General features: G+C 40.0%; 24 protein-coding genes and 1 pseudogene. 15 read left to right on the top strand and 10 right to left on the bottom strand.

What is annotated here, in order from left to right:
• Positions 1-15: 15 nt before the first annotated feature.
• From J8Z28_RS09535 to J8Z28_RS09510, 6 genes are all read left to right on the top strand, one after another.
• On the top strand, positions 16-339 hold the full coding sequence (locus tag J8Z28_RS09535) for a hypothetical protein (protein WP_063705468.1): 324 nt from the start codon (positions 16-18) through the stop codon (positions 337-339).
• Between the two features lie 138 nt (positions 340-477).
• A complete protein-coding gene (locus J8Z28_RS09530; protein WP_187489239.1) occupies positions 478-756 on the top strand; it encodes a hypothetical protein in 279 nt (92 codons plus the stop codon).
• A 219-nt stretch (positions 757-975) separates the two neighbouring features.
• A complete protein-coding gene (locus tag J8Z28_RS09525) occupies positions 976-1,416 on the top strand; it encodes a hypothetical protein (protein ID WP_250659318.1) in 441 nt (146 codons plus the stop codon).
• 375 nt (positions 1,417-1,791) lie between these two features.
• Positions 1,792-2,787 (top strand): tetratricopeptide repeat protein, encoded by a 996-nt coding sequence (locus J8Z28_RS09520; protein WP_250659317.1) that lies wholly within the window; start codon positions 1,792-1,794, stop codon positions 2,785-2,787.
• 63 nt (positions 2,788-2,850) lie between these two features.
• On the top strand, positions 2,851-3,195 hold the full coding sequence (locus J8Z28_RS09515; RefSeq protein ID WP_250659316.1) for a hypothetical protein: 345 nt from the start codon (positions 2,851-2,853) through the stop codon (positions 3,193-3,195).
• A 122-nt stretch (positions 3,196-3,317) separates the two neighbouring features.
• Positions 3,318-3,677, top strand: a complete 360-nt coding sequence (locus J8Z28_RS09510; RefSeq protein ID WP_250659315.1) for a hypothetical protein — start codon at positions 3,318-3,320, stop codon at positions 3,675-3,677.
• Between the two features lie 224 nt (positions 3,678-3,901).
• Here J8Z28_RS09510 and J8Z28_RS09505 read toward each other — a convergent pair whose 3' ends face one another.
• Positions 3,902-4,732 carry a CvfB family protein gene (locus J8Z28_RS09505; protein ID WP_250659314.1) on the bottom strand — a complete coding sequence of 277 codons (831 nt, stop codon included), beginning with the start codon at positions 4,730-4,732 and terminating at the stop codon, positions 3,902-3,904.
• Between the two features lie 2 nt (positions 4,733-4,734).
• Entirely contained in the window at positions 4,735-6,060 is a 1,326-nt protein-coding gene (locus J8Z28_RS09500; RefSeq protein ID WP_063527931.1) for a DEAD/DEAH box helicase, read from the bottom strand.
• A 199-nt stretch (positions 6,061-6,259) separates the two neighbouring features.
• Between J8Z28_RS09500 and trhO the strand changes: the two genes are divergently transcribed.
• The 6 genes and pseudogenes from trhO to J8Z28_RS09470 all read left to right on the top strand — a co-directional run bounded on the left by trhO (position 6,260) and on the right by J8Z28_RS09470 (position 14,775).
• Complete coding sequence (gene trhO, locus J8Z28_RS09495) at positions 6,260-7,267, top strand: oxygen-dependent tRNA uridine(34) hydroxylase TrhO (RefSeq protein WP_055197229.1); 1,008 nt, start codon at positions 6,260-6,262, stop codon at positions 7,265-7,267.
• 161 nt (positions 7,268-7,428) lie between these two features.
• On the top strand, positions 7,429-7,857 hold the full coding sequence (locus J8Z28_RS09490; RefSeq protein WP_250659313.1) for a hypothetical protein: 429 nt from the start codon (positions 7,429-7,431) through the stop codon (positions 7,855-7,857).
• 131 nt (positions 7,858-7,988) lie between these two features.
• A complete protein-coding gene (locus J8Z28_RS09485; protein WP_414628175.1) occupies positions 7,989-9,005 on the top strand; it encodes an efflux RND transporter periplasmic adaptor subunit in 1,017 nt (338 codons plus the stop codon).
• A gap of 2 nt (positions 9,006-9,007) precedes the next feature.
• Positions 9,008-12,085 (top strand): annotated as a pseudogene (locus J8Z28_RS09480) (efflux RND transporter permease subunit).
• Positions 12,086-12,169: 84 nt separating this feature from the next.
• Positions 12,170-14,068, top strand: a complete 1,899-nt coding sequence (locus tag J8Z28_RS09475; protein WP_250659312.1) for a DUF294 nucleotidyltransferase-like domain-containing protein — start codon at positions 12,170-12,172, stop codon at positions 14,066-14,068.
• Entirely contained in the window at positions 14,068-14,775 is a 708-nt protein-coding gene (locus tag J8Z28_RS09470; RefSeq protein WP_062564444.1) for a 3'-5' exonuclease, read from the top strand. Before J8Z28_RS09475 ends, J8Z28_RS09470 begins: the two co-directional genes overlap by 1 nt.
• Positions 14,776-14,877: 102 nt before the next feature.
• On the opposite strand, the gene J8Z28_RS09465 is transcribed toward J8Z28_RS09470, so the two are convergent.
• From J8Z28_RS09465 to J8Z28_RS09445, 5 genes are all read right to left on the bottom strand, one after another.
• On the bottom strand, positions 14,878-16,452 hold the full coding sequence (locus J8Z28_RS09465) for a BCCT family transporter (protein WP_063527756.1): 1,575 nt from the start codon (positions 16,450-16,452) through the stop codon (positions 14,878-14,880).
• A 331-nt stretch (positions 16,453-16,783) separates the two neighbouring features.
• The gene (gene asnB, locus J8Z28_RS09460; RefSeq protein ID WP_250659311.1) at positions 16,784-18,451 is read right to left on the bottom strand and encodes an asparagine synthase B; all 1,668 of its coding nucleotides are present in this window, start codon (positions 18,449-18,451) and stop codon (positions 16,784-16,786) included.
• A gap of 369 nt (positions 18,452-18,820) precedes the next feature.
• On the bottom strand, positions 18,821-19,756 hold the full coding sequence (locus J8Z28_RS09455) for a 5-oxoprolinase subunit C family protein (protein ID WP_063527755.1): 936 nt from the start codon (positions 19,754-19,756) through the stop codon (positions 18,821-18,823).
• Complete coding sequence (pxpB, locus tag J8Z28_RS09450; protein WP_058585065.1) at positions 19,753-20,421, bottom strand: 5-oxoprolinase subunit PxpB; 669 nt, start codon at positions 20,419-20,421, stop codon at positions 19,753-19,755. The genes J8Z28_RS09455 and pxpB overlap by 4 nt, the downstream gene beginning before the upstream one ends.
• 152 nt (positions 20,422-20,573) lie before the next feature.
• Positions 20,574-22,097 carry a leucyl aminopeptidase gene (locus tag J8Z28_RS09445; RefSeq protein ID WP_250659310.1) on the bottom strand — a complete coding sequence of 508 codons (1,524 nt, stop codon included), beginning with the start codon at positions 22,095-22,097 and terminating at the stop codon, positions 20,574-20,576.
• A 157-nt stretch (positions 22,098-22,254) separates the two neighbouring features.
• Here J8Z28_RS09445 and msrA point away from each other — a divergent pair, with 157 nt between their 5' ends.
• Positions 22,255-23,532, top strand: coding sequence for a peptide-methionine (S)-S-oxide reductase MsrA (msrA, locus tag J8Z28_RS09440; protein ID WP_250659309.1), 1,278 nt, complete (start codon positions 22,255-22,257; stop codon positions 23,530-23,532).
• Positions 23,533-23,593: 61 nt separating this feature from the next.
• Here the strand turns inward: msrA and J8Z28_RS09435 are convergent, their stop codons facing one another.
• Both J8Z28_RS09435 and J8Z28_RS09430 read right to left on the bottom strand, forming a co-directional pair.
• A complete protein-coding gene (locus J8Z28_RS09435; protein WP_130166326.1) occupies positions 23,594-24,058 on the bottom strand; it encodes a tetratricopeptide repeat protein in 465 nt (154 codons plus the stop codon).
• 195 nt (positions 24,059-24,253) lie between these two features.
• Positions 24,254-24,673, bottom strand: a complete 420-nt coding sequence (locus J8Z28_RS09430) for a tetratricopeptide repeat protein (protein ID WP_055197213.1) — start codon at positions 24,671-24,673, stop codon at positions 24,254-24,256.
• Between the two features lie 235 nt (positions 24,674-24,908).
• Here J8Z28_RS09430 and J8Z28_RS09425 point away from each other — a divergent pair, with 235 nt between their 5' ends.
• Positions 24,909-25,190 carry a hypothetical protein gene (locus tag J8Z28_RS09425; protein ID WP_250659308.1) on the top strand — a complete coding sequence of 94 codons (282 nt, stop codon included), beginning with the start codon at positions 24,909-24,911 and terminating at the stop codon, positions 25,188-25,190.
• A 34-nt stretch (positions 25,191-25,224) separates the two neighbouring features.
• A complete protein-coding gene (locus J8Z28_RS09420; RefSeq protein WP_250659307.1) occupies positions 25,225-26,142 on the top strand; it encodes a hypothetical protein in 918 nt (305 codons plus the stop codon).
• A gap of 69 nt (positions 26,143-26,211) precedes the next feature.
• Here the strand turns inward: J8Z28_RS09420 and J8Z28_RS09415 are convergent, their stop codons facing one another.
• Positions 26,212-26,634: a hypothetical protein gene (locus J8Z28_RS09415; protein ID WP_055197207.1), complete on the bottom strand. Its 423-nt coding sequence runs from the start codon at positions 26,632-26,634 to the stop codon at positions 26,212-26,214.
• Positions 26,635-26,945: the final 311 nt, after the last annotated feature.

The raw sequence follows: 26,945 nt of genomic DNA, 5'->3' as shown, positions 1-26,945 counted from the left end.
AAAAATAGAAGCATTATGAGTAACTGGAAACCTATCACAAAACCTCATTTAGAAGGCATTATAGAAATTGCTGAGTTCAACATGTCTTTTGTAGAAAGAAACCTGTGGAACCAAATTAAACTAAACGAGCTTGAAAAATGGACTCAGTATCCATTTGGTGAAGAGGGCAATGGCTTTTGGGTTGTCGCAATAATTGGTAAGCGATGTCTTTATTATAATGATATAGAAGACGGGTTCAACTTAAGTAACTTCGAAGTTTGGGGTGAGATTGCTGACTATTATTCTAATCAAACTGATCTTTTAAGCTTCTTACAATCTGTATTCTTTAGAGGTATTTAAAAGAAAGTTAGCAAGTTAATATTAGAAGGAGGAATGCGGTATGCTATGTCTCGTGCCACATTATTTTTAGTCTATAGCTGTAAATTTTCTTCAATTATAAAATTGCTTCAAGGTTATTCGTAAGGAAAATATTAGGACATGGAAAAATTTGTACTCGCAATTTTAGTAATCCCACTGCTTATTGGGTTTGTAATTTTTTCTGTCAATTCAGTCTCTGAATTTAGAAAATCATTAGAAAATTGTTCTCATCCATTGCTCGTTAGTTGTTTCCCGTTTTTATTTCTAACTAATAACTTCTTCAATTCAATTGCGATTTCACATAAAAAAGAGGCTTTTAAAAACCTAGGACTGGCTTTATTGTGCTGGCTAACCGCAGCTGTTATTTTGTATGTTGCCCATCAATTCCAATATGTATAAGAAGCAAATGTATAGCGGTGGACTTGAATTAACTCTTTGTTTGATTGAGATATTACTTATTATTATGTGTTTGTTATTAGTGACTCTTTTGGTATAAAAAGCTATGTACCTTTAAGTGTTTATGAACAATAAGTTGCAATTGATGAAGAGCATCAGCTTTACCTTGAGCTTTCTATTTTATTTCTAGCTTAAGCTAATTATCTGTTGCTAAGGATTATTTTGAGTAACTATCTATTTTTATTAGTTTCATTTACTTGTTTAGCTATACAAGGAAATGAATCGCCTGAAACTGTTTGGGCTTATTCACCAAAGCATTTTGACTGTAGCCCTAATGAAATTAGCGTAAACGGTAGCGTCTCTATTATGTTTGGAGAGAACTCATTTAAAGAGTTAGCTATTTATCGTGAACCTGATAGCACATGGTTATTTTTGGTTGTTGATAGTGCTCCAAAAGAAATGAAAAGTTTAATGTCTACTTCTCAGCTTAAAGCTACAAGTTTAGACAGCTTAACCCCCGAAACCATGGGGTTTCGCTGGGAAGCTGATGGTTTTAATGAGATTCTTTTCACAGTTCCCGGTAAATACACTTTATATAATAGTGATAATTTAGAAAGCGAAATGGGTGGTTATAAATGCGATATTGTTATTACCCGAAGCTGATTTTCTAAACTACAAGGTATGATATGTGGAGTGAAATCGATAACGGAGAAACCATAGGAACGATAGGTCTGAAAGTGGTTAAATAATTAAAGACGAGGAGCATTCAAAAGGTGCTCGCCTAACTTTTGAAAAAGATAGTGTTAATGCACCATACACCTTAACAAGTGGGGTTTACGGTTGCTTCTTTCATACAACTCAGTTATCAAACATAAAAGAGGGGATTAGTGAATTTGAAGCAATGAAAGCTGAAATATCAGAGTTCGTTAATAAAGAAACATCAACAGATGAAGAACATGATTGGATTTTAGCGTTTTTTGGTAGGCATTGAATACTTACAAACTACATTAAACTTTATTTATTAAATTTGGATTTTGAATGATTTTTTTGATTTTGTGTGCTTTATCAATTTTATCTATGTTGATGTATTTCCATAGAAAACATAAGAATAATAAACGTAGACAATGTGCTTACGGATGTATAAAAGCTTACAACGTTTTAGATAAACCTGACCAATACAGTGACCTTAAAGAGTTATTTGAAACATTAGATAGCCATGAGGAGCGTTATTTTTATTCTGTAAGTATGTCTCGAATAATGTTTCCTCAAGCTTTAGATAAGTGGACAAATTCGCATCCAGACTCCGGGGATGCTCTACTTTGTTATGGTGCTCGTTTACTACAATGGTCTTGGTCTGCAAGGGGCTATGGTCGTGGAGCTGAAATATCAGAAGCTCAATGGAAAGAGTTTTTCAGGCGATTGGATAAAACTAGGCAAGTATTATTAGAATGTGCAGATAAAACACCAGAGGATCCTACACCATGGGCATACTTGATTATGGTAGCTACATGGTACTCAGATAGCGATGAACTTAAATTTAAATATTATGAGGAAGCAATAGCTAGAGATCCTTATAACTGGGCTGCACACATGCACATGATCATTGCTTTATCTGAAAAGTGGGGCGGTGATAACGAAGAAATGCTTGAGTTTGCAAGAAAAGCTTCTAGGAATGCCCCGACAGGTAGTGATCTTAAGCTTATTTTAGTTAAAGCTTACATCGAATATTGGAAGTATTTAGATTTGTTTGAGAATAAAATTGATGAAGCAAATGACTTCCTTATGGACAAAAATATTCAGAAAGACATAGTTGATTTATATAACGACTCGTTAAATCATGAGAGTTTTAAAGAAACGAAAGTAACTATTTTTGTGAGATATAATTTAAGTGGTTGGTTTTGGCTTACCAGAGATAGAAGCCGCTTAAAAAAAGAGTTATCAATACTAGGCAATAAGATTGAAGACATTCATTGGCGGTGGGTTTGTACAGAAGGGCAACTTGAAGACGCTAGGTTGTTTGCTAATGAAAGCTAGAGAATTACCCGTAATCAAAAACTCTTTACTGTACATTAATTACAGTTGTAGCAAGGTGTAAAATTGACATACGAGTTTCCTGATGAAGTAGAGTTTTTTGAAAAAGGATTTGGTTATTCTTGCGAATATGATCATGATGAAGGGCTATTCTCATTCATTAAGACCTATGAGAACAACAAAAAATTAATATTTACTCATTCACCATTTATGAATAACTCAGTGAGTGTAAAGTTATTTTACGGAACGGAGTTAGTATTTCATATTTATAAAGAAGAAATTACAAGAATTGCCTTTCAAGCGTGGGGCGGTGAGTTGGTTTTAAGAGTCTATTTAGCGAACGACGATAATAACTTCTTGGTTTATTTTGAACCAAAACCAAGGCTTAGATATGTTGAGCCGAATATCTAATTGCATATAAAAACCTGTTTTCGCTTAAAAGGATTGAATTAATGGAAATCAAACTAGGGCATGGAATCGACACAATTCAATTTGCCAAATAAACACTTAAATTTTCAACTCTAGAGGGAGCTATGAGTAAATTTTTAAATGGACTTGCCTTATTACCTATGAGCAGTTTTATAGTGACTATGATTTATATCTTAATGGTTAAGGGTGAGATCTATATAAATCACTATTGGTTTGTTGTTGCCTTGGTGTCACTCCAATCTACTGCAAATCGTCTTAAAAACGTAAGTTCAGTATGTATAATAATATTTGTTTCTAGTATCCTAGCGAACATACTATTGCTTATAGCATCCGGATTTGATTTAAAAATTACTCCAACTACTGTTGGGCTTTTTTTAGGCTATTTAAGTTTTGGTTTACTAATTGTATATGGGAATTTAGCTATAAATTGGTTTAAGCGCTTGAGTAATAACAAAGCTTTATAGCCGCATTTGCGACTGTTAGTAGGTTTTGCTTTAACAAAAAATCGCTCAAAATAGTTTAAAAAATTTACGATAATCAAAACTAGAAAAAAAAGAGTAAAGCTTTCGCTTTACTCTTTCAAACACTTCAATATCTTGTTAACTCGCAACTCGCAACTCGCAACTCGCAACTCGCAACTCGCAACTCGCAACTCGCAACTCGCAACTCGCAACTCGCAACTCGCAAATTACTTCAACCTAATCGACGTCGCTTCAATATCAATCAAACCTTGCTTAAACAAACCACCAATGGCTTTTTTGTAGTTTGCTTTACTGGTTGAGAAAGTCTTTTTAATTGCTTCTGGGTCTGACTTATCACCTAAGTGAAGTACGCCGCCTTCGGCTTTTAATTTAGCTAAGATTTTTTCGCCTAAGTCGTTTACTTTGCCCATGCCTGGCTTTTCAAGTAGTACGTCGATTTTACCGTCTTCACGTACTTTTTGAATAAAGCCTTTTAAACGCTGGCCAACAAATAGTTTTTTAAATACCGTGTTGTAATAAACAACGCCAATGTGGGCATCGTTTACGAGTACTTTGTAGCCTAAGTCTGTTTTACCGGCAACGATTAAGTCAACTTCTTCCATTACAGAGTAAGTTGGTTCATCTTTCGATAAAAACTTATTAAAGTTGCTCGATGCACAAATACGTTGGCTAGCGTTATCTAGGTATAAACGTACAAGATACGAAAAGCCGTCTTTCATTTTTGGCTTTTGTTCGTTGTATGGCGCAAGTACGTCTTTTTCGAGACCCCAATCCATAAACGCACCAGTGCTATTAATTGCTTTAACACGTAGTAGGGCATATTCGCCCACTTCAGCTAAAGGTTTTTTAGTAGTGCCGGTTGGGTGACCTGCGTGATCTAAGTAAATGAATACTTGCACGCTGTCGCCAGCTTCTAGATCGTAATCAATTTCTTTGCTTGGTAAGAATACTTCGCCTAAATCACGGCCATCTAAATAAGCACCTTCGTTAGACATTTCGTTAACGAAAAGGGTTTGTGTGGTTCCTAAAATACTCATTGTTATTCCTGTTCTGGCTTTTTCTTACGGCGCATTGGAGCAAAACCATCTACATCAATTGGTGCTTGAATAGGGGCTTTTGGTTTTTTAGGGGCTGCTTTGCGTTTTGGTTTTGCAGGTTTTGCAGCCACTTTTTTCTCTGCTTTTTTCCAAACTGTGTTTGGTTTTTTCTCACGCAGACCTTTAAATTTACCAACAAGGCCGTCAACGGTGAAAAAGCTTAATTCATCATTTAAAAATGCTTTAATTGCTTTGTAGCTAGGCCAATCTTTAGGGCCTACTAACGAAATAGCCGTACCTTTAAAGCCAGCGCGACCTGTACGACCAATACGGTGCACATACTCTTCAGCATGTTTTGGTAAGTCAAAGTTAATTACATGGGTCACGCTTAATAAATCAAGACCACGTGATGCAACATCGGTAGTGATTAAGATTTTAAAGTTTTCACGGCTAAAGGCATCCATGATTTCAAGGCGTTTGGCTTGGGTTAAGTCACCCGCAAGCGCTTGCGCTTTAAAGCCTTTATCAGTTAATAACTGGCTTAAACGCTGAGTATCGGCACGTGTTGCGGTAAATATAATGCATTGTCCGACATTGTCTTGTTTTACAAAGTGCTCAAGTAGGGCTTCTTTGTGATCTAGATGATCAGCTAAATAAAGCTGCTGGGTAATGTCACTATGCTGCTCATTAGAAGCACTTAACAGTATTTGTTTTGGTGAACGTAATAAGTTACGTGACAGGGCATCAACTTGTGCATGGTCAAGAGTTGCTGAAAACAATAACGTTTGGCGTAAACGGTGATCAGCAAGCTCGTTAATCATTTTAACTTGATCGGTAAAACCTAAATCTAAGATACGGTCAGCTTCATCAAAAATTAACAGCTCTAAGCCAGAAAGCTGTAATGAGCGTTGACTCAAATGGTCAGCTAAACGCCCCGGAGTACCCACTACAAAATGAGGGTCTTTACGAAGCGCTTTAATTTGGTCATTAAAGTTTTCACCACCCAATACTTTTACAGCACTAATGTTTGTACCAGCAATTAATAGCCTTAATTGGCTGTACACTTGGGTTGCTAATTCGCGGGTAGGCGCAACGATTAAAACGCGAGGGTCGCGTTTACTGAGTGCTTTTTGTTTCATTACACGCTGTACAGCAGGTAATAAAAACGCCAGCGTTTTGCCCGATCCTGTTTTTGACTGTGCAAAAATATCATGGCCTGCGATAGCTGTTGGTACCGCGTGAGCTTGAATGTCAGTGGGCTGGGTGATGCCTTGATGCGCAAGTTGTTTTTCGAGGCGTGTATCAATCCCAAGTTCAGTAAAATGCAATGCGTAATCTCCGATGAGCAAAATTTGTAAATCCTGTTCATTATAACGCACTTGCCTCACTTGGAGACAGTAAAAACACAGCTATTTCGCATCAGTTTTTGCAATTATCGCTAATTCGCGTAAAATACGCGCCCTCAATGCGCCGGATTTGCGATTCGGTTAACGCCCCACATGGGCATTTAAAGCAAAAGGTAAAACCATGACTGCTGTTCATAAAGACAATGTAACTAGCGAGCACTTTGTTGTTTGCGCACTTTACAAATTTGTAGCCCTTCCTGATTTTGAAGCGATCCGCCAACCACTACTTAAAGTAATGGAAGACAATGAAGTACGCGGTACTTTGTTACTTGCGGCTGAAGGTATCAACGGTACTGTTTCTGCTAAACGTGAAGGTATCGATAACCTACTTGCATGGTTAGATTCACAACCAAACCTAGACAACATTGTGACTAAAGAGTCATACGATGACGAATGCCCGTTCTACCGTACTAAGGTAAAACTGAAAAAAGAAATCGTAACTATGGGTGTTGAAGGTATCGACCCACGTGAAGTAGTGGGTACATACGTAAAACCAGCTGACTGGAATGCATTAATTTCAGACCCAGAAGTTATTCTTATCGATACGCGTAACGATTACGAAATCGAGATCGGTACCTTCCAAAATGCGGTTGATCCAAACACTAAAACATTCCGTGAATTCCCAGCGTGGGCGAAAGAAAACCTAGACCCTGAAAAGCACAAAAAAGTTGCTATGTTCTGTACCGGTGGTATTCGCTGTGAAAAATCAACTGCGTACATGAAAGAGCAAGGCTTTGACGAAGTATTCCACCTTGAAGGCGGTATTCTTAAGTACTTAGAAGAAGTACCAAAAGAAGAAACCATGTGGGAAGGTGAGTGTTTTGTATTTGATAACCGTGTTGCGGTAAATCATGACTTACAAAAAGGTTCTTACGACCAATGTCACGCATGTCGTATGCCTATCACTGAAGAAGAAAAGCAAAAGCCTGAATACATGGAAGGTGTTTCGTGTCATCACTGTCATGACAGCCTAACAGAAGAGCAACGCGCACGTTTTGCTGAGCGTCAAAAGCAAATCGAGTTAGCACAAGCGCGTGGTGAAGGTCACATCGGTAACGAAGCGCAAGAAGTTCTTCGTAAGCGTAAAGAAGCTAAAAAAGCGCAAAAAGAAGCGCAGCGCCAACAGTAATTGTTAGCTTTATAAATTGATAAAAACCCCAGCATAGTCTGGGGTTTTTTATGCCTGTTCGTTTTAGCTACATACAGTTTTTTACACATCTTAAACAGTCTCTAATTGATGTTATGAATAGTATCTAACTTAAGCTTTTATACTGATGGGATGAGAATAGAATGAATGAATTACTGCTAGGTTTACTATTTTTAAGTGGCTGCGCGACACAAGGGGTAGATAGAGCCGACCAAAATGTGATGATTAAACGCTTTTATGCAAAAGTGACATCGGTTCAGCCGGTTAAGTTATCATCCAACGTTAAAACGGGTATAGCAGCAGGCTCTACAATTGGTTTTGTTGATCAGTTAGATGGCAACCACGAAGAGATGATTGCAGGGGCAGTTGCAGGGGCACTTGTTGGCGGCCTAGTAACTGCTATATCAGAAGGTAGTAATGAAGCTTTTGAGTATTCATTAAGATCAGAGCAAGAAGGTAGTTTTACACTAATTCAAAAGGAACAAATAACTAATCAATCTGATTGTGTAGAGGTAACCATAGCAAGCGAAGCACACTTAAAAGAGGTCGATTCATCACATTGTCGTTTCTAATTAGAAAACACAGGCGATGTATGCGTTTATTTCACCTTGGCTAATTGTTTATTAAACGAAGTCAGCTTTTTATTGATCACAAAGCTGTTACACTTCGTAACAATTAAAACGATTCTTATTTAGGTGAAATTTTGACAATTGGCAAATTACATACATGGACTTTAATTGCCTGTATTAGTTGTGTTTCCGTCGCTGAGGCGGCTAATGTAGTTGTAGAATCAGTGTCTGTTGAAAAGTCTAAACAACAGATAAAAGCAGTGGGTAATGCTGAAGCGATTCACTCAGTCACTCTTTACCCAGCCGTTGGGGACAGAGTCACCGCTGTTTACTTTAAACCAGGCGATAACGTTGCCAAAGGTGACTTACTATTAGAGCTTGATTCACGTAGACAAAAAGCAGCGTTGATCGAAGCCGAAATTACTTTAAAAGATGCTGAGCGCACCATGAAAAGGCTTGAAGAAAGCCACGCTCGTGGTGCGGTGCCACAAAGTGATTTAGATGATGCGAAAACACTTTATGAGCTTGCAAAAGTCCAGTTAATGCAAGCGAAAACAGAGCGTGAAGACCGCGAAGTTCGTGCTCCTTTTAGTGGTGTTATGGGTTTAACTGACGTTGAAGTAGGCGATAGGATCACAACCCAAACAGCCATTGCGACTATCGATGATATTTCTGAGCTTTATATCAATTTTAATGCCCCAGAGGCCGCTATCTCAGTGCTTAAACAAAAATCTTCGGTCGAAGTGGTGCCTTGGTTAGGCGATAAAGCTTACATTGCTCAGGTGGCAGAGCTTGATTCGCGTATCAATGCGCAAACCCGCACTCTTAGAACAAAAGCCAAACTTGATAATAATGCCCAGCAATTTATGCCGGGTATGAGCTTTCGTGTACACATAAATATTCTAGGTGAAGAGCTTGCCGTAGTACCTGAAGCTGCGATGATGTGGGGGGCAGCAGGCCCTTACGTATGGAAGAGTGTCGATAAAAAAGCAACTCGTGTTGATGTAAAAATTGAGCAGCGTTTAGCAGGGCGTTTACTAGTCTCTGGTGGCTTAAATGAAGGTGACTTATTGGTGACAGAAGGAGTTCAGCGCCTAAGACCTAATCAAGAGCTTAATTTCATCAATGAAGTGCAGCTAGCCAAGGAGTAATGATGAAACAGCAACCTATGATGGAAGACTTACCATCAATGGCAATACGTCGCCCTGTTTTAATTGTGGTACTTAACTTACTCATTATTATTGCAGGTATCGCTGCAATAGCAGGGGTTGAAGTACGTGAGCTTCCTGATGTTGATAGACCGCGTATTACAGTATCAGCGTCTTTCCCTGGTGGTTCACCGGAGACTGTAGATACCGAAGTAACTAGCAAGCTCGAAGGGGCGGTTGCTAGGGTAAGTGGTGTAAAGTCGATTCGTGCGCAAAGTGAAGAAAACAATGCTCGTATTGTGGTTGAGTTTCGCCCTGGTGTTAATCTAGATGATGCTGCAAACGAAACACGCGAATCGGTAGCCCGTGTGCAGCGAGAGTTACCCGAAGAAGTTGAACGGGTATCAATTATTAAAGCCGATAACGACGCCGAAGCGGTTGTATCGTTAACGGTATCAAGTGATAGCTTATCCCTTGAGGCGTTGACAGAGCGTGTTGATGTTGACTTAGCCCCGCAGTTTTTAACCATTCCTGGTGTTGCCGATGTTCGTTTAAATGGCGACCGCGAACGGGTGCTTAGAGTGCGTATCGACCCACTAAAACTAAGCAGCTTTAACCTTACAGTACCAGATATTGCCAATGTACTTCGCCAGGCTCCCTTTGATGTGCCTGCGGGTAGTTTAAAATCAAGCGATCAACAGGTGATCGTTCGTGCTGATGCAACGTCAATCTCTGCTGAACAAGTAGCCGATATCATAGTTCGTGACGATACCCGTATTGGCGATGTTGCGGCTGTTTACTTTGGCCCTGCCGATCCGCGTTCGTTCGTAAGGCTGAATGGCACACCTGTGATTGGCATGGAAATTATTCGTCAGGCGCAATCTAATACCATTGAAATTTCTGATGAAGTTCTAACGTTAATTGAGCGTATGCGAGTGCGTTTTCCTGAAATGGAATTTACTTTAACCTCTGACGATGCTCAGTTTATCAGAAGCTCAGTTGATGAAGTTATTAACTCACTGTTACTAACCGTGTTACTAGTGGTGATCACACTGTGGGTGTTTATTGGCTCATGGCGGGCAACGCTGGTTCCTGCATTTGCGATACCTGTAGCATTAATTGGCTCTTTAGCACTTATTTGGGCGCTTGGTTTCTCAATTAATATTCTTACTTTACTTGCACTCGTGTTAGCTACTGGCCTAATTGTAGATGATGCCATTGTGGTAAGTGAGAACATACAACGTCAGCGGGGCTTAGGTCTTGGTCGCCGTGCAGCTGCAGTGGTTGGTACTCGTGAAGTATTCTTTGCTGTTGTGGCAACAACCGCCGTATTAGCTGCGGTGTTTGTGCCTATTGCCTTTTTACCATCAACAGCAGGGCGGCTATTTAGAGAGTTTGGTGGGGTATTAGCTGGCGCTGTGATCATATCAAGTTTTGTAGCACTGTCTTTGGTCCCTGCGCTGACATCAAAACTGAAATTAAAGCAGGGCGGTTTTCATCCATTTGCAAAAGTTGGCCATGTGTTAGCCGCTGTTTATAAGCGCACAATACATGGTGTACTTGAACATGCATGGCTTACCTTCTTTGCATGTTTGTTGGTTGCTGCAGGCTCTGGGGCACTGTATTTCAATTTAGATAACGAGCTATTACCAACAGAAGATCGCGGTAAAATTCGTATTTTTGCCCGAGGTCCTGATGGTGTTGGCTTGAACTTTATGGACAGGCAAGCAGTGCAAATGGAAGATATCTTACTGCCGTATGTTGAAAGTGGTGATATTGAGTCTATTTACACTGTGGTTGGGCAGTGGGATCCAAATATTGTATTTATTACTGTGCCGCTAAAACATTGGGACGAACGTCATTTTAGTCAGCAAGAAATTATCAATAAAATACGTGAACCTTTAGGTAATATTCCTGGTGCGGCTGGTTACCCAGGTGGTTCAAATAGTTTGAACTTGCATGGTCAAGGCGGTGGTATTGAGCTTGCCTTATTGGGCCAAGACTACCTCGAGATTTTTAAAGCCGCGCAAGACTTCTCTGCTGAAATTGAAAAAGCAGTGCCAGAAGTGGCACCTGTACGTATTTCATATCAGCCGTCACAGCCACAATTACGCGTTAATATTGATAGACGTCGTGCTGAAGAGCTCGGTGTATCGCTCAGTGATATATCAGTAACGTTACGTGCTGCAATCAATGGTGATGATATTGCCGATTTAAACATTGGTGACCAATCAATCCCGATTATGTTGCAAGCACAAAACCAAACCATCACAAACCCGAGCGATTTAGCTAACTTGTATGTTGGTGGCCGCAATGGTCAGTTAGTGCCACTGAGTAGTGTGGCAACCATTACAGAAGAAGGTGTTGCAGCAGAACTAGAGCGCCATGCTCAGCGCCGTGCTATTGAACTGAGTATGGAAATGCCATAGGGCGTAACTATTGCTGAGCTGGTTACAAAAATCCGTGATATTTCAGAGCAATCTCTGCCTGCTGGCATCAGCTTAGCGTTTAAAGGTGAGGCATTAACCTTTGAAGAAACTGCCAATGAAGTATTAGTGACCTATGTTCTGGCTTTTTTAATTGTTCTTCTGGTATTGGCAGCACAATTTGAAAGTGTGAATAGTGCAATCGTTGTTATGATCACCGTACCGTTTGGCATTACATCTGCAATTTTAGCGCTGTATTTAACAGGTACATCATTAAACATTTACTCGCAAATTGGTTTAGTCATGCTAATTGGTCTAATTGCTAAAAATGCCATATTGCTGGTGGAGTTTGCTGACCAATTACGTGACCAAGGCCGCTCGGTTAGAGTGGCGGTAGAAGAGGCCGCATTGGTTCGTCTTCGCCCAATCGCGATGACGCTAGTTTCAACTTTACTAGGTGCATTACCACTTATTTTATCTACTGGCGCGGGGGCTGAAGCTCGTAACGCCATTGGTTGGGTAGTATTTGGCGGTTTAGCACTTGCGGTGTTATTTACCCTCTATTTAACGCCTGTTATTTACCTTGGTTTAGCTCGCTTTACTAAACCAAGGGGAGATGAGTCGAAACTTCTGGCTGAAGAGTTAGAAAAGGCTTAATCCTACTTAATTGGCTATTTTTTCTTTGAAAAAATAGCCAATTACCCTCACAATTAAATCAAATGGTTTAATCTAGGTACGCGTATGCAAGCCGAACACGTCGATATTGCCCAATTTCTTGCTGATCATGCCCCTTTTGATGATCTTCCTGAAGAGGCGGTAAATAAACTCGCTGCACAAATCGAAATCACCTATTTTCGCGCAGGCACTGAAATATTAAATTATGGCGAAGATATCGCTGATTTATATGTTATACGCAGTGGTGCTGTTGAAATGTATCGCCGTGATGGTGATTTATACAACCGTTTAACTATCGGTGGGATCTTTGGTTCAATGGGCCTTCTTATGAACCGTAAAGTGCGGTTTCCGGCAAAGGCGCTTGAAGATACCTTAGTTTATTGCATCAATGTTAAGTTGTTTAACGAGTTTTGTGATGAGTACGAAGTGTTCGCAGATTTCTTTGAAGCCGATGGAAATGTGCGCCTTCACCAAGCAATTGTTGAACAAGCAGACAGCAATGATTTAACAACCGCTAAGGTTAAGTCGCTTCTTCACCGTGATGTTGTCACTGTGGCAAAAGATGCCTCTGTACAAATGGTTGCGCAATTGATGACGCAAGAGTCGGTATCGTCTGTACTGGTTACTGATGCAGATAAACCAATCAGTGACGATCCTGATGACGACGACGGCCAAGTAGTTGGCATTATTACCGACCGTGACTTACGTACCAGCGTTATTGCTGAAGGGTTAAGTTACGAAGCGCCAGCCGCGCAAATAATGCAAAAAGACTTAGTACTGCTTGATAGTAATGCCTATGTGTTTGAAGCCGTGCTTGCAATGCTCAGAGATAACATTCACCACCTGCCTGTAGTCGTTAAGAAAAAGCCGATTGGCGTTATTTCGTTATCAGATATTTTACGCTACGAGTCACAAAGTAGCTTATTGTTAGTACGCGGCATACTAGCTCAGCAATCTGTTGAAGATTTAGCTCACTATGCAAGGCAGCTGCCTAATGTGTTTGTACGCATGGTTAACGAAGACGCTAACTCACACATGATTGGTACCGCAATGGCTGTAATAGGGCGTACCTTCAAACAGCGTTTACTTGATTTAGCTGAAGAAAAGTTTGGCCCGCCGCCAGTTCCTTATTGCTTTATCGCTTTAGGTTCAATGGCTCGTGATGAGCAATTAATTGTGACCGACCAAGATAACGCCATCATCCTCGATAATAGTTTTAACGAGGAATTACATGACGAGTATTTTCAGAATTTGGCTGATTTTGTTTGTGATGGTTTAGCTGAATGTGGCTATAAGTACTGTGAAGGTGAAATTATGGCGTCATTTAAAAAGTGGCGTTTAACACGCGAGCAGTGGAAAGAACAATTTGCAGGTTGGATGGCCGAACCTAAACCGCAGGCTTTACTACATAGCTCGATCTTTTTTGATTTAGACGGTGTTTACGGTAAAAACAAATGGGCTGATGAGCTCAAACGCTTTATCGCAACAGAAGGGCGCAAGAATAAGCGCTTCTTAGCTAACCTCGCCGCTAACGCACGTAACAGAACACCGCCTTTAGGTTTCTTTAAAGACTTTGTGTTAGAGCATAATGGCCAACACAAGCGCTCTATGAACTTAAAACGCCGCGGTACTGCACCTTTATCTGATGTAATACGCGTGCATGCATTAGCGATAGGCAGTCGTAAACAAAATTCATTCGAGCGTTTAGAAGATATTATCGAAGCAAAACTACTCCCTGAAGGTAAAGCACAAGATTTACGAGACGCCTTAGAGTACATTGCCATGATCAGAATAAGACACCAAGCATGGCAAATAGAAAAGCTTGATGAAGCGCCAGATAACGACTTAGAGCCTCATTTACTTTCTCCTTTTGAGCAGCGCAATCTTAAAGAAGCGTTTGCCATTTTAGATAAAGCGCAGAGCTTCCTTAAATTCAGATACTCTGCCAACACAGGGATGAAGTAATGGCAAAACAAGGCGCAAAACTTGATTGGCCGACTCGGTATCAGCAGTTATTAGCACAGAGCAAACAGCCACTGATTAAAGCGTTTTATGAATCAGCTATTTGTGATTTAAGCACACCAATTAGTGATGTTCCCTTCGTAGCGCTTGACTTTGAGACAACCGGTCTAAATTATCAAAATGACGATATAGTCAGTGTTGGTTTAATCCCATTTAATACCAAGCGTATTTTTTGTAAAGATAGCCAACATTGGATTGTTCAACCAAGGCGTAAGCTTGCTGAAGAGTCGATTGTTATTCATGGTATAACTCACTCAGAAGTGAGCGATGCACCTGATTTTTCAACGATTATGGAGCCTTTGTTAGCAGCATTAAAAGGCAAAATTATTGTGGTTCATTTTGCGCCTATTGAACGGCACTTTTTATATCAAGCTTTGCAAGCACGCTTAGGCGAAGGCCTTGAATTTGCCGTTATAGACACGCTTGATCTGGAAACGCGAGCACTTAAAGCAAAGCAGGGGTTACTTGGGCGATTGTTTAATTCTAAGATTGATTCTGTTCGCTTAGCAGACTCTCGCATTCGTTATTCGTTACCAGCGTATCAAAACCACAACGCGCTCAATGATGCTACAGCCACCGCAGAGCTGCTACAAGCGCAAATAGCTTACCATTACCGCCCAGATACGCCGCTAAGCGAATTACTCATATAGCGTGCTTAGCACCGACTTTATGTCGGGTATTTGAATTTGAGCAAAGCTTATAAATAAAAAACACCGCAAAAATGCGGCGTTTTTTATTATTTAAAGGCGTGTTTAGTGTCTTGGTTCTGTTCGTAAGCCAAGGAGTAAACTCACACACATTAATAGCAATACAAAGGTAAACGGCAAGCCCGTAGATACGGCGCCGGCTTGTAAGGCCTCGATTGCTTGTGTGCCACCAATCCAAACAAGTGCAGCTGCAATAGCGCCCTCGATTGTTGCCCAAAAGATACGTTGTGGCACTGGCGCGTCAACTTTACCACCGGCAGTGATTGAGTCGATTACTAATGACCCTGAGTCAGATGACGTAATAAAGAACACGAGTACTAGCACAATTGCAATGAATGAAAGCACTTGTGACATTGGCAGGGCTTCAAACATTTGGAACATAGCTAGTGGTACATCAGTTAAGCCTTTTTCACCTAGTACACCCACTTTATCAATAACTTGTTCAATAGCGATACCACCATAAATTGACATCCAGAAGATAGTCACAACAGTAGGAACTAGTAATACAGCAATTAAAAACTCACGAATTGTACGGCCTTCAGATACGCGCGCAATGAACATACCTACAAACGGTGACCATGAAATCCACCAAGCCCAATAGAATACAGTCCAGCCATGCATCCATGTTTCATCTTCACGACCATGTGGGTTACTTAGTGGAATAATGTTTTCAACATAACCCATTACTGTATTAGGAAGGTTGCCAAATGCTGCAGAAAAACCAACAAGTGCAACAAATACAAGCAATACAAAAGCAATAAGCATGTTTACGTTACTAAGTAGTTTTACACCGCCGTCGATACCGCGGACAACAGAAATAACAGCAAGTAACGTCACACCTACAATAACGCCAATTTGTAAGCCTATTCCGCTATCAGTACCAAATACATGGTTAATACCTGCAGCTGCTTGTTGCGCGCCTAAACCAAGAGACGTTGCAAGGCCAAATAGAGTGGCAAGTACAGCTAGAATATCAATAAGGTGGCCTGGCCAGCCCCACGCTTTGTCACCTAAAATAGGGTAAAAAATTGAACGAATAGATAACGGCAAACCTTTGTTATAGCAAAAGAATGCGAGTGAAAGCGAAACAACGGCGTAAATTGCCCAAGGATGTAAACCCCAATGGAACATAGTTGCACCCATTGCCAGTTTGGCAGCTTCTGGCGTGTTTGCTTCAACACCGAGAGGTGTTTCGTACCAGCCTGTAAAGTAAGCTACAGGTTCTGCTACGCCCCAGAACATTAAGCCTATACCCATACCTGCAGCAAATAACATTGCTAACCAAGAAATACGAGAGTGAGTTGGACGCGCTTCTTTACCACCAAGGCGGATATTACCGTATGGTGAAACAATTAACGCTAAGCAAAACAATACGAATAAGTTTGCTGACCACATAAAAAAGCCATCAAAGTTATTAATAATGTCGTTCTTAATACCATTCAGGGTTGTTTTCGCTGTTTCAGCATCTGAAATAAGTGTTGCCACTAAGAATAGGGCAATTAAACCAGCACTAATGCCAAATACAGGGTTATGCACATCAAAACCCCATTTTTGTACATTGTCCTGACCGACGGTGTAGTCGGTATTGTCGATACTGTACTTATCATGATGTTCGCTCATGAATACCTCTTGTTGTAGTTATATCTAGCAGAAAGCTAAACGGCCGGATGGCACAAGCTTGGCTATCACTATTTTACGTAAGAAACCGAAAAATAGTTTGTAGACTAATTAAATTTGTACCAAAGTTTAGTCTTTAGTGTAGGAGTTCGAAAAAAAATGTAAATGGTTTTGTCCCTAAACAGCCGAATAAATGCAGTTTTTTACGTTTTTTGTTGGATTTGTGAACAAATTGGGACGGGAAAGGAATAATTTGATGACAGTATTATTTCAAAGCAAATAATTTCAATTGAGAGGAAAGTGCTGCAAACACAGGGCTTGCAGCACAAAGTTACTACTTTTTATAAGCGTCGTTATGAACGCCAGCAGCACGACCTGAAGGGTCAGCATTGTTTTGGAATGATGCATCCCAAGCAAGCGCTTCAGGAGTAGAACAAGCAACTGATTTGCCATGCGGAACACATTTCGCAGCGGCATCACCAGGGAAGTGCTCTTCGAAAATACTACGATAAAAATACGCTTCTTTAGAATCAGGCGTATTGATCGGGTATTTGTATTTAGCATTAGCAAGGTCTTGATTGCTAACTTGTTCGTTCACATACTCTTTTAAAGTATCAATCCAGTTATAGCCTACGCCATCAGAGAACTGCTCTTTTTGACGCCAAAGTACGTCGTCTGGCAGGTAGCCGTCGAACGCTTCACGAATAATGTGTTTTTCGATTTTACCGTCTTTACACATCTTCGCTTCTGGGTTGATACGCATTGCTACGTCTACAAATTCTTTATCTAAGAATGGCACACGCGCTTCAACGCCCCATGCTGCCATTGATTTATTAGCACGCAAGCAATCGAACATATGTAGTTTCGAGACTTTACGGTTAAGCTCTTCGTGGAACTCTTGCGCATTTGGTGCTTTGTGGAAATAAAGGTAACCACCAAATAGCTCATCAGCACCTTCGCCCGACAACACCATTTTAATACCCATGGCTTTAATTTGGCGCGCCATTAAGTACATCGGCGTTGAGGCACGAATAGTTGTTACATCGTACGTTTCGATGTGATAAATCACCTCACGTAGGGCATCAATACCTTCCTGAATAGTAAAGTGAATAGGGTGGTGAACCGTACCAATCATATCAGCTACTTTTTGTGCAGCTGCTAAATCGGGTGAACCTTCAAGACCCACAGAAAATGAATGCAGCTTTGGCCACCAAGCATCAGACTCGTCATTATCTTCGATACGTTTTGCAGCAAAACGCTGTGTGATAGCAGAGATAACAGATGAATCTAAACCGCCAGATAATAGAACGCCATATGGTACATCACACATTAATTGACGTTTAACAGCTGCTTCTAGGCCTTCTTTAACATCGCTTGATTTAGCTTCGTTGTCTTTAACTGCGTCATAGCTTTGCCAATCACGGCTGTAGTACTTACGAAGTTGACCATCTTTGCTCCACAAAAAATGACCCGGAGGGAACTCTTCAATATGTTTACAAATTGGCGAAAGTGCTTTTAATTCTGAGGCAACATAAAAGTTACCGTGCTCATCATGACCCGTATAAAGTGGAATAATCCCGATATGGTCACGACCAATTAAGTAGGCATCTTGCTCTTCGTCGTATAAACAAAACGCGAAAATACCATTTAAATCATCTAAAAACTCAGGGCCTTTTTGTTTATATAAAGCCAAAATAACTTCACAGTCAGACTGAGTTTGAAAAGTGAAATCAGTTTCTAAGCTAGCAGCTAGCTCTTTGTGGTTATAAATTTCACCGTTAACAGCAAGAATATTTGTACGCTCAGGGTTGTACAAAGGCTGTGCACCACTCGATACGCCAACAATTGCTAAACGTTCGTGCACTAAAATAGCTTTATCTGATGAATACACGCCAGACCAATCTGGCCCGCGGTGCCTTAATAGTTTTGACATCTCAATTGCTTGGCTACGCAATTGAGCGGGATCAGATTTAATATCTAATACCCCAAAAATTGAACACATAGTGACTCCTCATTCCAAATATGTGCGCAGTTAACAGAATTTATATAACTGCGAATGTTTGTTTTAACAGAAATAATTACCTAAGTCACACAGGTTTTTTAATTAATTGAGAATAAAATATGCACCTGCGGTAACCTCTTTGCACCAGTATGGGGTAAGTGGTTAAAGGGTGAGCGGTTTAAATGCTTGATTTGTACAAATTGGATGATAATGAGTCTGGAATAAAGGCTTTTGTTACTAAATTTTCTGCACAGCTTTGGTGCAAAGGAATGCGTAGGGTTTTTACCTTTTTAAATGCATAGACAAGCCATAAAGGCAACGCGAGCAAAGACTTTCTTTGCTCGTTTTTTAAACACCAATAAATTAACGCTATTTATTAATATAGTTTAGCGCTATCGCAAGTTGATTTAAGTGCGCAGTTAGCTTTTCTTGTGCCTCGTGGGCTTCGTTGAGTGTAACAAACTTAAAGTGAAGGAAGTCGCCGGGTTTTAATTGTGCAAAATGACGAAGATCCGCTTCGATCACGGTGCCGAGCAATGGATAACCCCCCGTTGTTTGCGCATCGTTTAATAGCACTATGGGTTCACCATTTGGCGGAAGCTGAATACAGCCAGGAGCAACAGCCATAGAGGGTAATGAAACATCATGGCTGATATCACACTCATCACTTAATAGTCTTGTGCCCATGCGGTTACTATTAGGCGATACATGCCAAGAATGATTTATAAAGTTAACGATGGTTTCTTTTGGTAACAGTGCTGCATGTGGTGCAGCATGAATACGAATTTGTGTACTTTTAGGTGGTAGCATCGCGCCTAAGCCAACTTTAGTATTGTACCTTGGCGTTATATCAAAACTATCGCCAGCCTGTAGTGCTTTACCGGTTAAGCCACCAAAACCCGCTAATATATCAGTAGAATAAGAATCTAAAATTGGCTCAGGTAAATGCCACTCGCCGCCAATAGCAAGGTAACTTCTAAAACCATGACGCGCCGCATTAAACTTTAATACATCGCCTTTTTTTATGTAAAAGCTCCAGCCAGGATCAACAGGGTTGCCATTTACTGTGGCTTTCATATCTGTGCCGTGCAGAGCAATGTAGTAATCGTTATCGAACTGAATCTCTGCCAGACCTAACGTGATCTCAATAACGGGGTTGTTATCGTCGTTGCCAACTAAACGGTTTGTAATAACTTGAGCGTAAGGGTCAATGCAACCGGATTGGCCAATGCCTAAATGGCGAGAGCCTGTGCGGCCTTGATCTTGTATAGACATTTGCATGCCAGGTTTGATGATAGTGATCATTTTAACACCTCCTGAATTACAAACTCTAAAGTATCACCGGGTTCAATAGCACAAGGCGAGGCTGCATTGATATCAAACAGACGAAAATCTGTATGACCAATAATTTGCCAGCCACCTGGGGAGCTTTCAGGGTAAATACCGGTTTGATCGCCGCCGATAGCAACAGAACCTTTTGGAACAGAGAGCCTTGGTTCAGCATGACGAGGTGTGTAAAGTTGTGGATTTAAACCATCTAAATAAGCAAAACCGGGCTTAAAGCCTAAAAAAAGCACGTGGTATTTGGCACTGCTGTGCATTTGAGCAACATCATCAACAGACAGATTATGATGTTTAGCAACATGCGCTATATCAGGCCCATATTCACCACCATAACGAGTCGCAAGTTTATGATGACGTGAGTTAAAGTCAGTGGCTTTAAGTTCGTGCCATTGTTCTAGTAATCGTGGCAGCCAACCAGCAAGTTGAGCGGGCTCTTTTAGATAAAGCGTTAAATTATTATTGGCAGGGACTACATCAACAAAGTCATCACTGCTTTGGCAATATTGTGCTAATGCCCATATTTTCTTTTGCGTAGTGAGTGTGTCGCTTGCTGTTTCATAGGCATCAAAAAAGATGCTATGCGTAGTAAGCGCCATAATCTTAGGTGTACTATTGGTCGTCGTCATTGCGTATCAATCTTATTATTATCCCTTAATACTTATTAGCATATAGGCTGTTTGTTGATGATGTAAATGTGTCTTTAGTGTTAATTAGAAAAACTCAAGACAATCAAGTGGCTATAGTAGCTTATAACCACTTGATAAAGTGCAATGCCTAATTACTGTGCGTTATTTAATAACCAATTAGACAGTAAACGTACGCCATAGCCTGTACCGCCTTCAGCTAGTTCATCTTTTGCTTTTGAATTTAGCGCGTTACCAGCAATATCAATGTGAACCCAACGTGTGTCACCGGCAAAGTTTTGTAAGAAACTCGCTGCTGTAGTAGCACCTGGGCCATGTGAACCGATGTTTTTAAGATCAGCTATGTCTGACTTTAATGCATCTTCATAACCTAGAGGTAAACGCCATAGGTTCTCGTTTACTTGCTTACCAGCAACAGTTAGTTGCTCTACAAGGGTGTCGTCGTCAGAAAACACTGCAGCATAGTCATTACCTACAGCACGAATTTTAGACCCGGTTAGGGTAGCAACATCAACCATAATACTTGGCTTGTACTTGTCGCGGGCATACCACATTGCATCACTTAATACTAAACGGCCTTCAGCATCTGTATTTACAATCTCAACGCTTAAACCTTCAGCGGTTCTTACAACATCACCCGGCGCGACAGCAAATTGCGATACCATATTAGCTGCCATGCCCATAACAGCAACAACGTTTGTGTCGGCTTTAGCCAGTGCCATAGCTTTAACTGTACCTAGTACGGCAGCTGCACCAGCCATGTCTGATTTCATGCGGGCGATTGAAGCACCTGTTTTAAGGCTGTAACCACCAGAATCAAAGGTAATACCTTTACCCACTAACGCGATAGGGGTGTTTTTATTACCTTGATAATGAGCAACCACTAAACGTGCACCGTCTTCGCTACCACGGCCAACTGCTTCTAGTGCACCCATGCCTAGCTTTTTAAGTTGCTTAGGTTCTAAAACAGTAATTTTGACACCTAACTTTTTAAGCTCTTTTGCCGCTTTAGCAAAATCAACCGGCGTCATTTCTGTTGCAACTTCAGACGTTAAGTCACGTGCTAAAAATACACCTTGTTCAATGCTTTGTAGTAATTTATGGGTTTTGATCGCTTGGTCTAAATTTTCAACATCTAATGTGTAGTTAACAACGTGGCTGTCTTGTTCTTTTTTGTATTGCTCAAAACGGTGGTCACGTAAATTTGCGCCGTGTGCAAATTCTGCTGCATATTTAGCATTGATTGCGCTGTCTTTTAGCTCTGAAAAATCAAGGCTAACATTTGCTTGTTTAGCCGATTGTAATTTAGCGTGAACGTTACCACCTAGATTTGCCATTTTTGCTGCATCTAGTTTTGGCTGCTCTCCTAAGCCAACAAGTAAGATGCGTTGATGGTCGCTACCGTTTGGTGCGATAACTTCTAACGTTTTGCCATAGCCTGCTTTAAAGTCGCTAAATTCAATGACTTTATTTAGGTGAGTTTGGGTTTCTGGCTTTAAATAATTAAAGTTAGCAACTTGGCTATCTGTATCTAAAAATAAAACTAGGGTGTTGTCGTTCGGTTTAATTGATTTTGCAAAAGTGAACTCTGCGGCATTCACTTGCGTAGCAAGTGTTAATCCTAATGCAATAGCAGATAAGCTGTGTGCAATTTTCATTTTTTAATATCCCAATGTTAAAAAGCTGTGTTTTACCGTAAATAAGGTTAAGAGTTAAATTGTTAGCGGTGAATCGCTGTTTGCATGCGTTTAAGTTGAAATTATTAATACCTATGCTCGGTCTGTCTTAAATACAGGCTTTTAAGAGGAAATTAGTATGACAATTAAGTCGATGTTACTGACACTATTCACTTGCAGTGCCATTTTTACCACCAGCTCAATTGAAGCTGAAAAAATGCCAGATAACGCGACAGGGCATATTGAAACCATTGTGCTTGGTTCAGGTTGCTTTTGGGGAGCAGAAAAACGATATGAAGCACTTGATGGCGTGTTAGATGCTGTATCTGGTTATGCAGACGGGCGTGGGTTTAAAGCGACTTACAAGAACATAACACGTAGCTCTCGACGCTTTGATAAAAACAATTATGCAGAAGTTGTTAAAGTGACATACAACAGTAACGAGTTAACAACTCAATCGCTTTTAAAGCATTATTTTGAAAATCATGATCCAACTCAGCTAAATCGCCAAGGGAATGATGTTGGTACTCAATACCGCTCAACAATTTTGGTAAGTAATAATGAGCAACAAGAAGTTGCGAATAAACTTAAAGATGAATACCAAAGAAAATTAACAGCAGCAGGCTACGGCAAGATTGTAACTGTGATAAAACCGCTTGATGCATTTTATGCCGCTGAGGATTATCACCAAGATTATTTAAAGAAAAACCCCAATGGCTATTGCCCTGATCATTCAACGGGAGTTGTATTCACACCAGTAGAAAAACAGCAGGTTGATAACACAGCCTTATTGGCAGGTAAGCAAATTGTAGTGATAGATGCAAAAGGTTATTGCCCATACTGTGAAAAGTTTAAAAAAGAGGTCGCTAATGAGTACATGGGTTCGATACCAATGACCTTTCGACATGCTGATCAACTAGATGGCTTAACGATTAAAACGCCGACTTGGGCAACACCCACGTTATTATTTATAGAAAATGGCGAAGAGGTTTATGGTCGCCAAGGCTATGTTAGTAAAGGTGAGTTTTACAAAGCCTTAGGGGCATTTAAACTAGGTGACAGTGAAGCTTTTAGAGTGGCATTTCATGCCAGAACTGACAGCCCATTTTGTAAGCAATACGATATCTTTAAAAATACACCAGACGGTATTTTTATTGATAAGCTAAGTGGAGCGCCGCTTTTTGACACCCGTGATAGGTTTAACTCAGGCACTGGCTGGCTTTCTTTTACTCATCCTGTGAAAGACAGTGTAACTATGCATGAAGACAACAGTTATGGCATGCAGCGTATTGAGCTTAAATCAAAAAGCTCGGGTATTCATTTAGGTCATTTGTTCCCTGGTGAAGGGCCAAGAGGTAAAGACAGGTACTGCATTAATGCTACTGTGCTTGATTTTGTGCCAAGAGATAAATCTTAAAAGGTAACTGATGTAAGAAAACCAGCCGACATGGCTGGTTTTCTTTTAGCCTGATGACTTATTACCACAATTTTAATTCCTGTTTCGCAAGATTTAAGTTAAACGACACCAGCTCGTTATTATTGAGCTGCACAGCCTCATAAAAATCAGCAATGGCCGCTGTATCATTTTTCGCCATAAGTCGAGCAATGCCTCTATTACTTAATGCATAAGATGTCAGTTCATTACGTTTATAGTGCGGGGCATTGACCTTTTTTAGCATCGCGATTGCTTGCGAGCAATCTTGTTCAGCTTTATCAAACTGTTTTAGTTTCACACCCGCAACACAGCGGTTAAACGGCACGATATAGTTATTAGCTTCGTTCATTGTCTCTAAAGAATTAGCAAAGTTGCCTTGCATAATTGCTTTTGAGCTTGCGTTATCGTCAACAACCATGAGTTTAAAGTCGTTGTTGTTGGCGAATACAAAATTTGAACAAACAAATAATATTAACCACAGGCAAGGTTTTAGATTTAATTTAAACATTGTTTTCTCCTTGTTAGCGTAAGCTTTGTGCTTACTCTATAAAGTTAGAAAACAGGGTATAAAACTGACAAACGATATAATCGCACCTATGAGGTGAAGAAAAGTATTCTATAACGCAGATATTTTAGACGAAAAAAAGCCCGGTCAGAACACACAAGAACCGGGCTTTCGACAACAATTTGGTTGGGGTAACTTTTACAGCGCTAGGTTTTGTTTTGCGCGGCTTAAGTTGTGGTTAACAAGTTCGTTTTTAGAAATTTGCACTGCTTCATAAAAGTCAGAAAGAGCAGCAGTATCGTTTTCAGACATGATGCGTGCAACACCACGGTTACTAAGTGCAAACGATGTTAGTTCACGGCGTTTGTAACCAGGTACTTTACTTGTGCTTAGAAGAGAAATTGCTTGTGTACACAGGCTTTCCGCTTCTGAAAAATTCTTTTCTTTAACGCTTAATGCACAGCGGTTGAAGGCAGTTTCGTATTGGCTAGTTGCATTGTCGTTAGATTGAGCTTGCTCAATAACCATCAGTTTATAATCAGCTTGGTCGGCTACTGCCATCGCTGAGCAAGTTAATAAAGAGCTAAGTGCAATAGTTTTTACAAGTGTTTTTAACATGATAGTTTTCCTCTGAATAAGTTGGTGTTTCTTGCCAACGAGTGAACTTTAAAATATTCCTATAAGCTAAACAAACGATTAAATTAAAACTGATAGATGAAGAAATTTAATCTATAGAGTAATTACTCAGGGTTCAGGTTTTTACTGTGGTGTAGAGGAGGTGAAGTTGTTTTATTCCTGTATTGGAAAGTTAAATTAGCTTAGCTGAGTGCTTGATAAATTAATGCCGTCACTTATGCAGTTACTCGTAAAATCCCTGTTTACTGATGCTAATGGCAATAAATTCTTGGGTTACATTAATGTTGGCTTAGTTGGGGTTGAGTTTACACAACCATGTATATTTGTTGATGATGAACCAGTTAGCTTTTGGTTTGGCATATCAACACCCAATACAATTGATTTACCAAAGCTAAACTTTCCAATTCAAGCTGTTTTAGAGCCTATCTATGGTCTGCCTTCTCAAATCGAGATTATTAACGGTTATATTTCCTCGAGTATTGAGATATCGTCACAATAGACTACTCACCTAACAAATATTTTTAACTATAATTATGCAAAAGTTATCTAAATTTCTTTTACTCTCCAGTCTCATATCTGGAGTGCTTTCATTTAAGACGCTTGCTAACAAGCAGTCAGCTGATTTCGAAGTCATTAATCTCGCTGATGATTTTTATACTTTATATCAGTCAAGCAAGACGTTGACTGCAGAAAATAGAGCAGAGCAGTTTTCTGAACATTTCACCTCTCAATTTGCGCCTTTTTATAGTGATAAAAGCTTTGTTAAAGCTATTGAGGGTTTCAGTGGAGTAGAAGAAGTATATTTATCAAAAAATAGGCGTTTATCTAAAGATTTAAACAGCAGTATGGAATCATTTATTGCTACTTTCCCTGATTTCAAATCTGAAACCCCCATTTACATACTTCACTCATTAGGAAGGTTCAATGGGGCAACGCGAGAGTTAAATGGTAAATCTTACTTAATGTTTGGTGTAGACCTTATGGCCAAATATCATACCTGGAAAAACGATACGCCATTCTTTCATCACGAGTTATTTCATGTTTATCATGAAAAATTATTCCACTGTAAGGATGAGCTATGGTGCTCTATTTGGACTGAGGGATTAGCTACTTACGTTTCATATAAATTAACTCCGTCAGCCAGTGATGATGAATTGATGCTAAACATACCTAGCAATCTGGTGAAAAAGATTCGCTCAAGACAGCTCGATTCTCTCGTTGACCTCAAGAAAAAGTTTTATTCAAAAAAACCTGAAATATATTCTTCATTTTTCAACTTCGCAAAGGACGAGACAAAACTGCCATACCGAAGAGGTTATTACCTAGGTTTTATTTTAGCTAAAGAAATTGGCAAAAATTACAGCTTAGAGCAATTGGCTAAAATGGATAAACAGACAGTAGAGAGCTTATTACTAAAAGAGCTTAATTTATTAATAAAAGCGGAAAACTAAAAAGCGAAACCCCTAAACGACAAAACCCAGCCGAAGCTGGGTTTTGAGACAACACAATTCTGTGAGAACTTATAACGCTAAGTTCTTTTTCGCACGCGTTAAGTTGTGCTCTACTAACTCGTTACCTGAAATTTGTACTGCTTCGTAAAAGTCAGACAATGCAGCAGTGTCGTTTTCAGACATGATGCGTGCAACACCGCGGTTGCTTAACGTAAACGACGTTAATTCGCGACGTTTATAGCTAGGTACTTTACTCGTACTTAGTAAGCTGATTGCTTTTGAGCATAGTGTTTCAGCTTCAGAGAATTTTTTCTCTTTAACACTCAAAGCACAGTCATTAAATGCTTGTTCGTATTGACGGTTCTCTGCAACATCAGCAGTGATAGATTGGTCAATTACCATCAATTTGTAGTCACTCTGATCAGCCACTGCCATAGCTGAACAAGTTAATAAAGAGCTAAGTGCAACGCGTTTCATAAGTGTACTAAACATAATCTTTTCCTCTATTTGAATCGGTATCAATCGCCGACAAATGAACTTTAATTGAACAGCGCAAATTCAACAAACGATAAAAAATGACCTAATAGATGAAGAAATTTAACCTATAGACTTTAGTCTAATGTAATGAGTTAGTCTTAAAGCTGTCAGCTGTCAGCTGTCAGCCGTCAGATTTGTGATCTGACCCCGATAAAGTAGACACGGGGTTTAAATAGCTAAAGTTTACGATAAAGAACAATAAAGGGGCAGAGTACGCAAAACAAACAAATTGTTGTTAATTAAAACTAAAATCGGTACTTTATGAT

The organism is Pseudoalteromonas sp. SCSIO 43088, assembly GCF_023650795.1.
Lineage (GTDB): Bacteria > Pseudomonadota > Gammaproteobacteria > Enterobacterales > Alteromonadaceae > Pseudoalteromonas > Pseudoalteromonas shioyasakiensis.
Note: the sequence above shows the minus strand (reverse complement) of the source record. Positions and strands in the feature narration are given on the sequence as shown.